This window comes from Pseudorhodoplanes sp. (assembly GCF_046289595.1).
In the GTDB taxonomy this organism is placed as follows: domain Bacteria; phylum Pseudomonadota; class Alphaproteobacteria; order Rhizobiales; family Xanthobacteraceae; genus Pseudorhodoplanes.
Genome location: NZ_JBKBVB010000047.1, coordinates 18,247 through 31,783 on the forward strand (window position 1 = coordinate 18,247; position 13,537 = coordinate 31,783).

At 66.1% G+C, this 13,537-nt stretch carries 18 protein-coding genes; 4 read left to right on the plus strand and 14 right to left on the minus strand.

Annotation, left to right across the window (positions count from 1 at the left end):
- The first annotated feature begins 34 nt into the window (after positions 1-34).
- Complete coding sequence (locus ACK41X_RS11785) at positions 35-544, plus strand: hypothetical protein (RefSeq protein ID WP_409723106.1); 510 nt, start codon at positions 35-37, stop codon at positions 542-544.
- Here the strand turns inward: ACK41X_RS11785 and ACK41X_RS11790 are convergent.
- The 12 genes from ACK41X_RS11790 to ACK41X_RS11845 form a co-directional block, all read right to left on the minus strand.
- Positions 511-4,398: a glycoside hydrolase/phage tail family protein gene (locus tag ACK41X_RS11790; protein ID WP_409723109.1), complete on the minus strand. Its 3,888-nt coding sequence runs from the start codon at positions 4,396-4,398 to the stop codon at positions 511-513. The two genes, ACK41X_RS11785 and ACK41X_RS11790, sit on opposite strands and share 34 nt — an antisense overlap.
- Complete coding sequence (locus ACK41X_RS11795) at positions 4,398-4,829, minus strand: NlpC/P60 family protein (RefSeq protein ID WP_409723112.1); 432 nt, start codon at positions 4,827-4,829, stop codon at positions 4,398-4,400. The genes ACK41X_RS11790 and ACK41X_RS11795 overlap by 1 nt, the downstream gene beginning before the upstream one ends.
- Positions 4,826-5,722, minus strand: coding sequence for a DUF2163 domain-containing protein (locus tag ACK41X_RS11800; protein WP_409723114.1), 897 nt, complete (start codon positions 5,720-5,722; stop codon positions 4,826-4,828). The genes ACK41X_RS11795 and ACK41X_RS11800 overlap by 4 nt, the downstream gene beginning before the upstream one ends.
- A 10-nt stretch (positions 5,723-5,732) precedes the next feature.
- Positions 5,733-6,362, minus strand: coding sequence for a TIGR02217 family protein (locus ACK41X_RS11805; RefSeq protein ID WP_409723117.1), 630 nt, complete (start codon positions 6,360-6,362; stop codon positions 5,733-5,735).
- Between the two features lie 6 nt (positions 6,363-6,368).
- Complete coding sequence (locus tag ACK41X_RS11810; protein WP_409723155.1) at positions 6,369-6,881, minus strand: phage tail tape measure protein; 513 nt, start codon at positions 6,879-6,881, stop codon at positions 6,369-6,371.
- A 49-nt stretch (positions 6,882-6,930) separates the two neighbouring features.
- On the minus strand, positions 6,931-7,119 hold the full coding sequence (locus ACK41X_RS11815; RefSeq protein ID WP_409723120.1) for a rcc01693 family protein: 189 nt from the start codon (positions 7,117-7,119) through the stop codon (positions 6,931-6,933).
- A complete protein-coding gene (locus ACK41X_RS11820) occupies positions 7,116-7,433 on the minus strand; it encodes a gene transfer agent family protein (protein WP_409723123.1) in 318 nt (105 codons plus the stop codon). The genes ACK41X_RS11815 and ACK41X_RS11820 overlap by 4 nt, the downstream gene beginning before the upstream one ends.
- A gap of 14 nt (positions 7,434-7,447) precedes the next feature.
- Positions 7,448-7,855, minus strand: a complete 408-nt coding sequence (locus ACK41X_RS11825) for a phage major tail protein, TP901-1 family (RefSeq protein WP_409723126.1) — start codon at positions 7,853-7,855, stop codon at positions 7,448-7,450.
- Positions 7,856-7,871: 16 nt separating this feature from the next.
- Positions 7,872-8,279: a DUF3168 domain-containing protein gene (locus tag ACK41X_RS11830; RefSeq protein ID WP_409723129.1), complete on the minus strand. Its 408-nt coding sequence runs from the start codon at positions 8,277-8,279 to the stop codon at positions 7,872-7,874.
- 33 nt (positions 8,280-8,312) lie between these two features.
- Positions 8,313-8,636 (minus strand): phage head closure protein, encoded by a 324-nt coding sequence (locus ACK41X_RS11835; protein WP_409723132.1) that lies wholly within the window; start codon positions 8,634-8,636, stop codon positions 8,313-8,315.
- Positions 8,633-9,208, minus strand: coding sequence for a head-tail connector protein (locus tag ACK41X_RS11840; protein WP_409723135.1), 576 nt, complete (start codon positions 9,206-9,208; stop codon positions 8,633-8,635). The genes ACK41X_RS11835 and ACK41X_RS11840 overlap by 4 nt, the downstream gene beginning before the upstream one ends.
- A 63-nt stretch (positions 9,209-9,271) precedes the next feature.
- A complete protein-coding gene (locus ACK41X_RS11845; RefSeq protein ID WP_409723138.1) occupies positions 9,272-10,237 on the minus strand; it encodes an AEC family transporter in 966 nt (321 codons plus the stop codon).
- Positions 10,238-10,387: 150 nt separating this feature from the next.
- Between ACK41X_RS11845 and ACK41X_RS11850 the strand changes: the two genes are divergently transcribed.
- From ACK41X_RS11850 to speB, 3 genes are all read left to right on the plus strand, one after another.
- The gene (locus ACK41X_RS11850; RefSeq protein WP_409723141.1) at positions 10,388-11,143 is read left to right on the plus strand and encodes a S1 family peptidase; all 756 of its coding nucleotides are present in this window, start codon (positions 10,388-10,390) and stop codon (positions 11,141-11,143) included.
- 76 nt (positions 11,144-11,219) lie between these two features.
- Positions 11,220-11,780, plus strand: coding sequence for a pyruvoyl-dependent arginine decarboxylase (locus ACK41X_RS11855; protein WP_409723144.1), 561 nt, complete (start codon positions 11,220-11,222; stop codon positions 11,778-11,780).
- Positions 11,780-12,679: an agmatinase gene (gene speB, locus ACK41X_RS11860; RefSeq protein WP_409723146.1), complete on the plus strand. Its 900-nt coding sequence runs from the start codon at positions 11,780-11,782 to the stop codon at positions 12,677-12,679. The genes ACK41X_RS11855 and speB overlap by 1 nt, the downstream gene beginning before the upstream one ends.
- A 3-nt stretch (positions 12,680-12,682) precedes the next feature.
- Here speB and ACK41X_RS11865 read toward each other — a convergent pair whose 3' ends face one another.
- Both ACK41X_RS11865 and ACK41X_RS11870 read right to left on the minus strand, forming a co-directional pair.
- Positions 12,683-12,895 carry a hypothetical protein gene (locus ACK41X_RS11865; RefSeq protein ID WP_409723149.1) on the minus strand — a complete coding sequence of 71 codons (213 nt, stop codon included), beginning with the start codon at positions 12,893-12,895 and terminating at the stop codon, positions 12,683-12,685.
- Positions 12,896-13,073: 178 nt separating this feature from the next.
- Positions 13,074-13,537 (minus strand): hypothetical protein (locus ACK41X_RS11870; protein WP_409723152.1); only part of this gene is annotated, 464 nt, incomplete at its 5' end.

Consider the following 13,537-nt stretch of genomic DNA (forward strand, 5'->3'; position numbering starts at 1 on the left):
GCCGCCAAAGAGGAAAGACAGGACAGCCGCCGCGATGGACGATGTCGACATACCGTTGCTGCTCAAAAAGGAAACGCTGCCCGATGAAAAACTGCTGAACCGGTTCGGCGCCAATGCGTTGCTGCCGCTTTATCGCGACGCGGGCGGCAGAGGCTTAAAACCCTACGTACTTGGTGCCTCAACGCCGCGCAAAGTACTCGGCATGCTGTATCTGACCAATTACCGGTTGAAGTTCAAACCGATCGAATCGATCGAGGATGCCTTTTCGCTGTTTCTCCCGGCGATCGCAGAAGCGCGCGACGTATCGAGGTTTCTCGTGCGCAAATGCCGGCTGACGATGCAGGACGGAACCTTCATCGAATTTATCAGATGGGGAATTCCCTCGCTGATCGATTCAGTCAACCGCGCCCGCAACGACGCACGGACGCTTGACTGGCACGCGCTCGGACGCGACATCGCATCGGCCGGGCCGGACCAATTGGGCGCCTGGTCGGTGCTGCCGGATGACGCTCAGCCGACCGGGAGCACCGCCTCGGCCGGATAGCCTCGCCCGATGGCGGGCGACATCTGTACGACCCGGACGCGGATCGTATCGCGCGGCGCGCCGAAATCGGCGATCTCCTGCGCGGCCGGATAGAGGACTTGCGAAGCCGTGGCGTGCAGCACGCGCCGGACCTCGGCGCCATCGAGGATTTCGACTTGGTAGCGCTCCTCGTCTTCGGCAAGCGGCACCTCCTGCAGCTCCCAGGAATCGCCGCCGAGCCGCGTGCGCCGGATCCAGGACAGCACGATGCCATCCTCTGTCCGCAGCGCACGAAGATGCACCGGCGCGTAAGGACGAAGCGCGGCATTGGCGGGCTCGGTTTCGGCCGCAATTGCCGCCGGATCGCCGTGGTCCAGCCCGGCGGCCACGACCCGCAGCGAAAGCGGGCGGCCCAGCATGCCAAGTCCGCGCGCCACCGGGATCACCGTCTCGTCGAGCAGAACAAAGTTCGATCCTTGCGGCAGCGGATCCGCCATCGCCCATTCGGTGCCGCCCTGCCCGCGCAGCAGACGCGACAACGCGTACATGTCCTCGCCGACCAGTTCGGCGTGCGCGAATTGAACGATTTCGCAGGCGCCATCCGGCCCCTGCAATGCCGCGAGATTGGCGCCCCCGAGCAGGGTTTGGTCGGAGACCGACGCAAGCGCGCCGCCGAAAAGCTGCACGCGAAACCGGTTCGCGTCGTCGAAGCGATAGAGCGGCCCCTTTGGCAGCGGATCGAGCGTCTCGCCCATGATCGCAGGCGCCGTCGCCACGGCGATGCGCTCGAACGAACTGCCATCGCGCGCGCGCCAGATCGAAATTGCCTCCGGCCACGGCTCCGCGAACACGGCAGCGCGCGTGAGCACAACCGGATCGTCGCCCGCGAAGGCCGGCAGATCGAGCAGCCGCAGTTCGACCGGACCCACCGCCAGCGGAACGGATGGCACGGCGCCAGCAACGTCCGCCGCCAGAGGCAGGTTGAAGACTTCCGGATCGATGCTGCGTGCCTTCACCGCGCGCGACGCCGTATCCACGATCTCGCGCAATTCGATCAGCCGCTGCCGTCCGCCGGCGTTCACGGCGATCACATCGCCCGGCATCAATCCGATCCGGCTCGGCGGCAGCGCAAAATCGATGCTGTCCCGGCCCGCCCAGAGATCCTGCAGCCAGATGTCGGCGCGGCGTTCCGCAGCCTTTCCGGTCGTCACCATAGCGACGTCGCTCTGAACGAGCCGCACCGAATTGCCGATCAGACGACGGGACGATGCCGCGCTCCGGCGATAATCGTTGCGCCCGTCGACGAAACCGAGCGCGACCTCGCGCGGCAATTCGGTTTCCTGTGCGCGCGTCAGACGCAATGGCGCACCGCGTTCCGGCAATACGCAATCGGCTTCGTCGAGGTCGATCACAGGAGCGCCGCCGCGCGGGCGGAAGACCAGCTGGCCGCCCTGTTCCGCCGCGTCGAATGCGAAGATCTGCGCCAGCGGCTCAATTGCCGATCGCGCGCTCATCGGCCGATCGATGCTGTAGCCCTCCGGTCCTTCGCCGAGCGCGGAGACGTCGCAGGCCGGCATCCCGGCGTCGGAGAGGATCGCCGCCACCAGAGCGTCCATCGGTGTCGTACCGAGGCGGCCGGTGAGCCAATGCCCGGTCTCCCAATTGGCGCCGTCGCTCCAGACCCCGGTCAATTGCGGGAACGCCGGAAAAGGCCGCGCGTCCCAGGTCCAGACATGGATGGCGGACGCATCGACCATCGCCCCGTCGTAAATGTCGGATGGCGGATTGTGTTCGCTGTCCGCGCCAAACACATCAAGGATCGCTTCGATGGCGCGGCGCTGGATCAGGTCGTCGCGCTGTCCATTGGAGAAATGCGGATAGCCGCCGGTCGCCGATTTCGGATCGGGGAACACGCTCGGCTGGTTGGCGCCTTTGTCGACGGCGGGGCAACCCATCTCCGTCAGCCAGATCGGCTTCGACCGAGGCACCCATGCTGTCGGGGCCGGCAACTCGATGCCGTCTACGCGCTCGACATGCGGCTCGCTCCAGAAGCTCCACACATCCTTCTGGCGGAACATCCAGGGCTTGCCGAGCCCGTCGGTGATCGGGGTGCGCATCTGCGCGTCCCGCGCCCAGGCGTCGGCATAATAGAAGTCGAACGCCTCGCCGCCGCCGACATTGCTCCTGAGATATTCGCGGTCGTAGATCGTGTCCGCAAGCGCGCGGTCGGCATGGTCCGGGGTGTCGCGCCAGTCGGACAATGGCGGATAATAATCGATGCCGATCGCATCGATGTCGGACGATGCCCAGAGCGGATCGAGCGGGAAGCGGACCTCCTGCGCGTCCGCATCCACCACATGCGCGCCGTATTCGGTCCAGTCGGCGGCATAGGTGATCGTCGTCTCCGCGCCCAGAATCGCGCGCACATCGGCGGCAAGCGTCACCAGTTGGTTCACCGCCGGATACAGGCCGGACGCCGAACGCACTCGGGTCAGGCTTTTCAACTCCGAACCGATGACGAAGGCATCGACGCCGCCGGCCTGTGCCGCGAGGTTCGCGTAATGCAGGATCAACCGGCGGAAATTCCAGCCGGTGCTGCCGCCGCCCTCGAAGAAGGCATCGACCTGACCGCCGGCTGCGCCGGTGCCGTCCGGCGATCCGTCGATTCCCGGCGCGGGATAACAGGTGATCTCGCCGCGCCAGGGATAAGGCGGCTGCGGCGCCGAGCCGCTCCATGGATTGGGTAGCGCGTTGTCCGCCGGCACGTCCATCATCACGAAGGGATAGAGCGTGACCTTGAGGCCGCGATCCTTCAATTCGGCGATCAGGTTGCGCACGCTGCTGTCGGACGGCGTGCCGCCATAAGCGGCGCGGCCCTCGATCTGCGACACCAGATAGGCGTCGCCGCGCGAAACCCCGGCCACAGACCAGTTGCCTCCGCTGGTCTGCTTGTTGCGGCGATCGACGCCCGGCCGGATCCGGCAATGACCGGCGCGCAGATCGTCGCCGAACCAGGACACCACCAGCGCGATGCGTTCGAGATTCGGGCATAGCGCCTGCAACGCGTCGAGCGAGGCCAGGACATCGGACGGCGCGTGCTCGACATGGCGGTTCTCCGGCGCATGTTTGCCGGGACCATTCTTGCGCGTCACGGTCCCAGGCTCATAGCCGAACTCGGTCGCGCCGGGGATCAGCGTCACCGCACGAATCCTGTTCTCCAGCGCGCCGACCGGCCGTACGATTTCGAACGACAATTGCGGAATGCGGTTGCCATACGGCCCGACCGGCAGCCGCTCGAACACGACGTAAGAGACGCCGCGATAGGCCGGCGCGTTCTCCGCTCCCTCTTTTGCGACGATCAGCGGGTCGGCGCTCTGGTCCTCGCCTCCACGATAGAAGCGCACGGTCAGACGCGCCAGGTCGAGCGGCTTGCCGTCGGCCCAGACCCGCGCGAGATGGGCCACCGGCCCCTCGGCCAGCGCCACCGCGATATTGGCGAAATAGGAAAAGGTCTTGGTCGTCGTGGTTTCCGGCGGCGCGGGATCGGAGCCCTTGCCGCCGCCTCCGCCGCCGGTCGTCTCGGTGCGGACCTTGACCTTTTCTTCCAGCGCCGTCGCCCAGATCACCTGACCCGGAACCCGCACGCGCCCGTAGACGCGCGGGATTGGCGCGCCTTCGGTCGAAACCATGACATCGAGATCGCGCAGACGCGGACCCTCGATGTTGCGGACCGGCCGCGCGGGCGGCGGAAACAGGCTGCGGTCGATCAGGCTGCCGCCGATCGCGCCTGCCAGCCGTCCGGCCATGGCACCGACCGGGCCGAACAGCGCGCCGCCGATCGCGCCGCCAGCCGTGGAAAGAACCAGCGACGCCATCAGCGCACTCCCGGAAACCGAAATACGAATGCGACGCGCCGCCGCCACCACGGCGCGAAGGCGACCTCCGAGACCGCAGCACCATCATGCGCATGCACCATCGCGGTATCGGACGTCAGGATCGCGGCATGCTTTGCGACGAGACCGGCACGCCAGCGAAACAGCAGCACATCGCCCGGCTGCATCGCGTCGCGGGCGACCGGCACAAGGTGCCGTGCGCCGGCTTCCGCCAGCGTCTCGCGCCTTGCGGCCTCCGCCCAGTCCCGCGAATAGGCCGGCATCGCTTCGGGCTCCGCACCATGAATGGCGCGCCAGACCCCGCGCACAAGACCAAGGCAGTCGCAGCCGACGCCTTTCAGCGACGCCTGGTGCCGGTACGGCGTGCCGATCCAGCTGCGTGCCTCTGCAACGATGAGATCGGAGCTGATCATGGCTTTCTCAGACTCTTGCCGTCGTGACCGGATTCGCCGTCGCGCGCATAGCGCGTGATGAAGTCGTTGCCGGGAATGTGCGGAAAGCCGCGGAAGTTGCCGACATTGGCAAAGCGATCGCGGCAGGTGGCAAAGCGCTTGTCGCAGCCTGCGGTGACGACGAACGCATCGCCCGTCGCGAGCGGATGCGCCATCGCTTGCCACAATTCGACAAGGACGGTCGCGCCGTCTTTACGGTGGCGTTTGACCTCCATGGCGTCGCCGTCATTGGCGCCGCTCGTGAACATCAGCCGGCCGCCGGTGAACCAGGCGTCGTCGAACGCGGACAGCCCGCTTGCGGCAAAGGCCGAAACGCCATTGAGCGCGGTGACTGTTCCCTCGCCGCGATAGGCCGGATCGTCGAGATCGACACGGCAGCGCGGGTCCCCGAGATCGGCGGCGCAGACCGCCGTATAGAGCCGGCCGGTTTCCGCATTGAGTGCATCGGCAAGACCGCGCAATTCCGCGACGAAGGCTTGGCCTTCGCGCCGCACTTCGCCGATATGCCCGCGCGACATCAGAACGTGAAGCGTCGGCTCGCTCCAATCGACCAGATACAGATCGACCTGCGCCGCATCGTAACGGCCGGCAGCAAGCGCATCCTCGTTTAGACTGTCGTCGGACAAAGCGCCCGATACTTCGCTGCCGTCGGCCGCAAGCCCAAGCCGCGCCACCGCCTCCGATCCGGCGAAACCGGTATCGGCGCGGCACCGCACGTCGCCGAGCGGCACATCGCAATCGTGATCGGTGAAGCCCTGCACGATGCCGTCGCGGCGTGTGACAATCCAGCAGCGGCAGAGTGTGGTTGCCCCGGCATTCAGCCTGGCCTGCAACTCGGGCGGTATCGCGCGCATTGGATTGGTCTTACGTCCTGATCTCGATCAGCGGGATTTTCGGAATCGCACCCGCGGCGAAAGCCGACAGATCGACCTCCAGGTAATCGGTGTCGAACCGCACCGGCACATCGAACAGGAAACCGGCGGTCACTGCATCGCCGGGCGGCGGCGGTTCGGCGAAGGTGACAAGGCCGGTCGCCGGATCGGCGGCAAAGCCGGAATGACGTTCGACGCCGTACACCGCAACGCGCACGCTGTCCGCAACCGGCTTTGCGATCGGGCGGCTGTAGGGCGCGAATGCGCCGCCATAGGTCTTGGCAAGCTGAAACGTCACCGTCTCGCCATCGCCCACCCCGATCGTCTGATCCAACGCGCTCACATCCATTCCGGGCGCGGCGGAAGAATGATCGAGCCGGTCGCGCCAGCGAAAACCGTGCAGCATGCCGCGACGTTCTTCGAAGAACGCGATCACCTCGGACAACGCAGCGAGGGTCTTGACGCCATAGCCGGCATCGTAGCGCCTGCGCGAATGCGCCCAGCGCGCATTGCGCTCTTCGCGGCCGGAGGCGAGCGCAACGATCTCGGTGCGCCGCTCGGGCCCGCCGGCGCTGCCGAGCGCGATGTCCAGCGGAAACAGGATCTCGTGGAAGGCGGCCATCGCGCGTCACATCCCGCGCTGGCCGCGGGCCACCGCGCGCGCAATCTGTCCGGTCACATAGAGTTCGGAGCGGCGAAACGAATCCGCGTCCGGCGTCGCGATATTGATGGTGATGCTGGCACGCCCGCCGCCCGATGCGGCAACGCCGAGCCGTCCGTCGGGGCCGCGCGACAGCGGCATGATCGCTTCCGGACCGGCCTCGCCGGCAAGCCCGAGGCCCCCGCCGGAGCGCAGCGGGAAATAAGTCGGCGTCCCGATGATGCCGCCGGACGCGAAGGGCTGGATGGGAACATTCGCGCCGCCGCCGAGCAAGCCGGTCATGCCTGCCGTCAGCGCATTCTCGACCGGCTTGAAGGCCAGCCGCAGCGCGATGTCGGATAGCCGCGTATAGAGGGACTTCAGCACGTCATCGAGCGAGCGGCTGCCGGTCACGCCCTGTGTAAAGGCATCCGACAAGGCGCGGCCGAATTGCGCGGCGCTGCGGTTGATATCGCGCATGCCGCGGTCGATCGTGCGCATGCCGAGATCGAACTCCGCGATGCGCTCGATCAGAACGTCATCGTAATCGTCATCGGCCATCCGGAAACCTCGTCATCAGGTCTGAGAATTCGCCGCGGCGAAGCGGCATGGCGCCGCCCGTCACCGCCGTGATCGCGAGCGCAAGTTCGCGCGGTGTCATCGCCCAGAACGCGGCGGGAGACAGCCGCAGCACGCCGAGCCCGAAGCCGATCGCCTCGTCCCAGGGGAATGGTTTCATTCTTGCGCTGTTCCGAAGCTCGCCTCGATCAGGTCCGCGGCGATCCGCACATAGCCTGCCGCGCCTTGAGGCGATGTCATGCGCGCAACCTCCTCGTCGGTCACGCTCTCACCCGCGCCACGCAGACCCGCACCGATGATGCAGGTGAGGTCGCGCGCGCTGATGCGGCCTTTCGAAAAGCGCTCGGCCAGCGCCACCAGGTCGCCCTCGGAGAACGCCGCTTCCAGTTCGGCCAAAGCGCCGAGCGTGAGCACCAGCGTCCGCCTGCGTCCGCCAATCTCGGCTTCGATCTCGCCGCGAATCCGGTTGGGCATGGTGTGCGTCCCTTTCACGCAGCGTCGAAAGTCAGCGCGCCGGCGGATTCCAGCGCCATGTCGTAGGTGACTTCGCCGTCATGCTCGCCGGCGAATTCCAGGCTCGCAATCTGGAACGGCCCCTGCACGGTGCCGAAATCGGGGATCACGACCTGGCAATCCTTTACGGCGCCGTCGAAGAATGCCTGCCGCATCAGCGTATCGCTTGCCGCATCCCTGAACAGGCCACGGCCCGAAAGCCCCGCGCGCTTGATGCCGGCGCCGTCGAGCAGCTCGCGCCAGCGTCCGGCGCTCTCGGCATGGGTGATATCGACGATCTGCGCGTTGAAGGCGAGCCTGCGCGTGCGCAGACCTGCGACCGTCACATAGCCGCTGCCGTCATGGATCTTGATGAGCAGATCCTTGCCCTTTTGTGCCGCCATTGTCGTCCTCGTGTTGTCAGACCGGTTCGGTCACCGCGCGAAACCGCACCAAGGCGTGATAAGTGCGGCCGTCGGCCTCGCGCCGGATGTCGGCGATGGAAAAACGCAGGCTCACCAGGCGGTGCCCGTCGGGAGCAAGCGGGGCGTCGTCGAGCGCCTCCAGCAGCGCACCGGCGATCAGATGCGCTTCCCTGTGTCCGCCCTGACGCGAGAAAGCATGCAGCGTGAGCCGATGCTCCTGCAGAGGCTCGTCGCCCGCAGAGAAGTCCGCAACGCGCGTTTCGCCCAGCGTCACATAGGGAAAGGCCGCGTTGGCCGGCGGCTCGTCGTAGATTTTCGGCCCGCCGAGCATGCCGGTCAGCGCGGCATCCGCGGTCAATGCGTCATGGATCGCGGCACGCAGCGCAGCGGTGGCTGTGGTCATGGCTGATGTCCCGAATATCGGTGGTGCGAGGAGCTAGGGAACGAGCTCTTCCGCCTCGATGGTGAGGACGCGCTTGCGCCCGTCGCGATCGCGCAATGACACAATGCGAAAAGCGCGATCGCCGTCGCGCAAGCGGTGCTTCGTCGTGATGCCGCCGAAGAACCGGATGGCGATGCGGTGCGTTACGCGTGCGCCCGTTCTCTCGGCCTCGATCGCGCGCGCAGCGGAGACCGGTATGACCTCGGCCCAGACCGTCGCGATCGTACCGTAGCTGCGCGAAACGCCGCCCGCGCCGTCATCCGTTTCCATCGGCGCCTCGACGGCCAGGCGCGACCTGAGAAGACCCGGATCGATCATAGCGACAGCACCCGGAACGGAGCGATCAGCGCGGCGGCTGATGCGGGGATCGGCGCCACCTCGCCGCTCGCCCCAATCACGCCGCGATGCTCGTACCAGTGCGCGGTCAGCATGCGAATGGCTTGCCTCAGCGGCTCCGGCGCCTCGTCGGGCGCAGCGCCATACCCGGCGGCGATATCGACCTCGATCCCGGCCGTGAGTTTGCCCGGCGCGCGCACCGCTCCGCGGGCGAAGCCGAGCACGGCCGGCGCGGAGCCAAAATCGATATCGAAGTCTTCCGGATCGAGCGCATGCACTGTCCCGTCCGCATCGAAGACGCGGATGGCCGTCACCGCCTTCAGCGGCACTGGCAGGATCGGCAGCCGTCCGGAGCGTGGCCAGACGTCGCGGATGAGCCGCCAGGTCTGGTCGATCAGCGCACGGCGGGTCTGTAACTCGACCTGCATCCGCGCCGCGACGATGAGGCTCCCGATCAGGTCGTCGTCATTGTCATGTTCGACCCGCAGGAAATGTTTGGCATCGGAAAGCGAAACCGGCTCGAGCGCCGGCGGCGTCAAGAGAACAGCGGACATGTTTTCGACCTGATCGGTTGGACTTGACCCACTCCCCGCGTCGCGCGGAGAGCGAAAGGCGGCTTACATCCCGCGGGTCAGCGTGATCGCGATCGGCATGATCGCAATCATCGCGAACGAGGTGAGCACCAGCGTGGACGCGGCTTCGGTCTCATAGGCATTGTAGCGCGGCGCCAGCAGCACGGCGAAGGCCGAGCTTGGGATCGCGCACATCAGGATCAATTCGCGCGACAGCGGTTCCTGCAAAGCAAAAACCCAGACGAGAAAGACCGCAAAGAGCGGCTGCGCGATCATCTTGGTCGCCACATTGGCGACGATCTCGAGCGTGACATTCACCTTATAGGCCGCCACGATCAGGCCTGCGGCAAACAACGATACGCCGGACGTGGTCGAGCCGATCAGCGTCAGCATGTCGTCGACCGCCTGCGGCACGGGAATGCCGGCCGCAACGATCGCGATCGCGGCCAGCGGCGCCCAGACCACCGGCTTGACGAGGCTGCTCTTGAGTGCCGCAGCCGCCTCCGCGGCCAGTCCCGCGGCATCGGCAGCGGCCGCGGCTCTTATACTGCGCGCCGCATGCATCTCCATCAGCACCACCGTCAGTGGCGCAATCGTGAGATTGGCGATCACGGTCGCTGTGGTCACGGACAACACCCCGGTATCCCCGAACAGCCCCTTGAAGATCGGAATGCCCATGAAGGCCACCGACGGAAAGCTGAGCAGGCAGGCCTGCAATGCCGCCGCGCCCAGCGAATGGCGCAGCACGTAAAGACCGACCAGCAAGACCGCGATATAGAAGGCGACCAGGGCCAATGCCGTGGCGAGCAGGAACGCGGTCTCACCGGCCGGCGGATTGGACGCGGTCTTGACGATGCCGACGAACATGATCGCCGGCAGCGCGAAATCCAGCACCAGCTCGTTGATGCCCTTGACCTGGTCCTGGTCGAATTCCCTGGTCCGTCCGGCGAAATAGCCGAGCGCAAGCACGAACAGGACCGGCAGCAGGACGGAGAACGAACTGACGAGCATGCGAGAGGCTGAATCTGGTGCGCCGATGCGATGAGAGGGAACGCGACCCTCGCATTGCGACCCGGACCTGCCAAGCGAAAAGGCGTTCGCCATCATCACGGCGGTATCGTGGTTGACTTCGCGCGCGATCGGCGCTCCTGATCGGGCGTCATGACCCGCCTGTGCCTTGTCCTTTCTCTCCTCGTTGCTTCGGTTCCACCCGCTGCCGCCCTGGTCGGCGGCGCAGCGCCCGTGCAGGAACCGCATGCCGCGGTGATGATCGTCGGCTCGCGCGGCAATTCCTGCACCGGGATCGCGGTCGCCCGCGACCTGGTTCTGACTGCGGCGCATTGCCTGCCGCCCGGCGCCGATTACAAGCTGGTCGCGTTCGATGCGCAGCGTCAGCCACGCCTGCGCGACGTGCAGAGCATCGCCCGGCATCCGCAATTCAGCCAGAAGACCTTCGACGCGCACCGCGCCACCGCGGACGTCGCGCTGATCAAGTTTGCGTCGCCCGTGAGCAACGCCCCCGCCGCCATCCATGGCGAGCGCCTGAAGATCGCGCCCGGCGACCGACTCACCGTGTGGGGCTATGGCCTCACCCGCATCGGCGACGGCAAGAGCGGCGGCACGTTGCGCAGCGCCACGCTGACCGTGACCGGACAGCCCGGCAATCTGCAGATCCGCCTGATGGACGGGTCGGCCCGCAACGAACGGCCGGGGCTTGGCGCCTGTACCGGCGATTCCGGCGGGCCGGTGCTTCGCGACATCGGCGGCCGCATGATGGTGGTCGGCGTCGTCAGCTGGTCGACGGCCGCGCGCAACGAAGCCGGCTGCGGCGGACTGACCGGCGTCACGCCGCTGTCACTCTACTATGGATGGATCGCGGAAACCGCGCGGAAGCTCGGCAGCCCCCTCACACCATAACCGCTCCGCCGCCGCCATTGACAAGTCATCCGCCTTTGCGAACCTGACGCCCCATTCCGCAAGCAGAGGCCTTCGCATGTTCCCGGTTCCAACGAGCTTCTTTCTCACGCGCGGCGTCGGCGTTCATCGCGATCAGCTCACTGCGTTCGAACTCGCCCTGCGCGACGCCGATATCGAGCAGCAAAATCTCGTCACCGTCTCTTCGATCCTGCCGCCGGAATGCGTCGAGCTGAGCCGCGAGGAAGGCGTCGCGACGCTTCGTCCCGGCGAGATCACCTTCTGCGTCATGGCGCGCACCGAGACCAACGAGCCGGGCCGGCGCATTCATTCGAGCATCGGTCTGGCAAGGCCGACCGACACGAAAATGTATGGCTACATTTCCGAGCAGCACGGCTATGGCATGACCGCCGACCAGAGCGGCGACTATGCCGAGGATCTCGCGGCCTCCATGCTGGCTTCCACGCTCGGTATCGAGTTCGATCCGAACGCTGCCTGGGACGAACGCAAGAAGGTCTACCAGACCTCCAATCTTATCTTCGGCTCCACCTCGATCACGGCCGCAGCGATCGGCGACGATTCCGGGCGCTGGACCTGCGCGGTCGCGGCCGCGGTATTCCGCTTCGCGGAGCGCAAGTGATGACCGGCGTACCAACCTTCTCGACGCCGTTCTCGTTCCTCGGCCTGCTTCGGCTGCAGAGCGAAGCCAGCATCCACATCGCCGGCATCCCGCTCGATATCGGCACCACCAACCGCAGCGGCGCGCGGTTCGGCCCGCCCGCGATCCGCACCGCGAGCCGCATGCTGGTCGACGGCGACCATCCGCATTGGTGGATCGATCCGGCCGCCCTCCCTGTCGCCGATATCGGCGACTTCGACATCGCGCTTGGCGACATCCCGGAGAGCCTCGCCTTGATCGAACAGCAGGCGGCCGAGCACGCGCATTTGATCGCGCTCGGCGGCGAACACACGATTTCGCTGCCGCTGTTGCGCGCGCTGGCCGCGAAGGCCGGTGCGCCGCTCGCCCTCGTTCATTTCGATGCGCATGTCGACACCTGGCCGGATAATTTCGGGCAGGTCTATGCCCATGGCTCGGTGTTCTTCCACGCCATCGAGGAAGGCCTGATCGATCCGCGACGCATGGTGCAGATCGGCATCCGCTCGCCGGTGCAGAAGGATGTCTATGACTGGACGCTCGGCAAGGGCGTCACCATCGTCGGCGCCCAGGACGTGCATCACTACGGTGCGCAGGCGGTGGCGCAGCGAGTCACCGAGGTGATCGGCAACGTACCCGCCTATCTGTCCTTCGATATCGATTGCCTCGATCCGGCTTTTGCGCCCGGCACCGGCACGCCGGAAATCGGCGGGCTCGCCAGCTGGCAGGCGCAGGCGATCCTGCGACGGCTCGACACGCTCACATTTGCAGGCATGGACGTGGTCGAAGTCGCCCCCGCTTACGACACCGCCGAGATCACCGCGCTCGCGGCCGCGACCATGGTGTGGGAATATCTCGCACTGGTCGGGCGCAACACCGCGTAACCGCTATTGGTCGAAGCCGGCATTGATGCGGTCGGACCAGTCGATCCGGGGCTCGATCCGCGAGGCGGCGCCGGTGGTGTAGGCGGTATACGTGCCCTCGGCCACCGGATGCTCCAGCGACCGCACGATCGAATAGGCGCCGGAGGCGAGGATCGCCACAGCCAGGGCCGACGCGAGCAGCAGTTTCAGATTCAGTTTCAGGTTCAAGGCCTGCATGGCAAATCTCCGGTTCTTGTTCTTTATTGCAGCGCATATAGGAGTTCCCTGCGTGTTTTGCCCGCTCACGACCGCGTGACAGCATTGCAGGCATTCATGCCGCGCATACGGAGCTGTCCTCGCATAAGTCGATTGCCCGGTGCGCACCGACCGGCGACGATTGGCCGAACGCTTGACTTCAGAGCCGCTCCTCCAGCGGAAAACGCGTGCCCTCCCAGATCGCGCTGAGCTTGAGCTTATCGACCGAATAGGCTTCCCACCGATGCAATGTTTCGACAAGGGCCAGCTTGTCCTTGTACGAAATATCCGCGCCGCGCGCCTTCAGCCGGTCGCCCAGGCCCTCGACTTCGCGGTTGAACAACACTCCGCTTCTATCGGCCCATCGCGGGTCGTTCAGGATGTCGCGGGCTTCGTCGAGCCTGTTCATTGCGACATTCAATGTCGCGCGCCAACCCCAAAAGAACGGGAAGGGGATGCCGTGAATTTCCTCCGCGTATTCGTAAAAGTCGTGCAGGCTGCGCATACCTCGGAGCCGCGGGAGGGCTTCGTTTTCGACGACCCGCAGAAAGTCTTCGGCCACGCTGGGGTTCGACCATCGCCAGATCGCCCCCGGCCCCTTCACTCTGTAGAGCAGATCACCGG

What these genes read in the sequence shown, in the direction of transcription:
- ACK41X_RS11805 (WP_409723117.1), bottom strand. Translation starts at nt 6,362, where the DNA reads ATGGCCGCCTTCCACGAGATCCTGTTTCCGCTGGACATCGCGCTCGGC.
- ACK41X_RS11800 (WP_409723114.1), bottom strand. Translation starts at nt 5,722, where the DNA reads ATGCGCGCGATACCGCCCGAGTTGCAGGCCAGGCTGAATGCCGGGGCA.
- ACK41X_RS11865 (WP_409723149.1), bottom strand. Translation starts at nt 12,895, where the DNA reads ATGCAGGCCTTGAACCTGAAACTGAATCTGAAACTGCTGCTCGCGTCG.
- ACK41X_RS11815 (WP_409723120.1), bottom strand. Translation starts at nt 7,119, where the DNA reads ATGAAACCATTCCCCTGGGACGAGGCGATCGGCTTCGGGCTCGGCGTG.
- ACK41X_RS11810 (WP_409723155.1), bottom strand. Translation starts at nt 6,881, where the DNA reads ATGCGCACGATCGACCGCGGCATGCGCGATATCAACCGCAGCGCCGCG.
- ACK41X_RS11835 (WP_409723132.1), bottom strand. Translation starts at nt 8,636, where the DNA reads ATGATCGATCCGGGTCTTCTCAGGTCGCGCCTGGCCGTCGAGGCGCCG.
- ACK41X_RS11840 (WP_409723135.1), bottom strand. Translation starts at nt 9,208, where the DNA reads ATGTCCGCTGTTCTCTTGACGCCGCCGGCGCTCGAGCCGGTTTCGCTT.
- ACK41X_RS11830 (WP_409723129.1), bottom strand. Translation starts at nt 8,279, where the DNA reads ATGACCACAGCCACCGCTGCGCTGCGTGCCGCGATCCATGACGCATTG.
- ACK41X_RS11825 (WP_409723126.1), bottom strand. Translation starts at nt 7,855, where the DNA reads ATGGCGGCACAAAAGGGCAAGGATCTGCTCATCAAGATCCATGACGGC.
- ACK41X_RS11855 (WP_409723144.1), top strand. Translation starts at nt 11,220, where the DNA reads ATGTTCCCGGTTCCAACGAGCTTCTTTCTCACGCGCGGCGTCGGCGTT.
- ACK41X_RS11795 (WP_409723112.1), bottom strand. Translation starts at nt 4,829, where the DNA reads ATGATCAGCTCCGATCTCATCGTTGCAGAGGCACGCAGCTGGATCGGC.
- ACK41X_RS11820 (WP_409723123.1), bottom strand. Translation starts at nt 7,433, where the DNA reads ATGCCCAACCGGATTCGCGGCGAGATCGAAGCCGAGATTGGCGGACGC.
- ACK41X_RS11845 (WP_409723138.1), bottom strand. Translation starts at nt 10,237, where the DNA reads ATGCTCGTCAGTTCGTTCTCCGTCCTGCTGCCGGTCCTGTTCGTGCTT.
- ACK41X_RS11785 (WP_409723106.1), top strand. Translation starts at nt 35, where the DNA reads ATGGACGATGTCGACATACCGTTGCTGCTCAAAAAGGAAACGCTGCCC.
- speB (WP_409723146.1), top strand. Translation starts at nt 11,780, where the DNA reads ATGACCGGCGTACCAACCTTCTCGACGCCGTTCTCGTTCCTCGGCCTG.
- ACK41X_RS11790 (WP_409723109.1), bottom strand. Translation starts at nt 4,398, where the DNA reads ATGGCGTCGCTGGTTCTTTCCACGGCTGGCGGCGCGATCGGCGGCGCG.
- ACK41X_RS11850 (WP_409723141.1), top strand. Translation starts at nt 10,388, where the DNA reads ATGACCCGCCTGTGCCTTGTCCTTTCTCTCCTCGTTGCTTCGGTTCCA.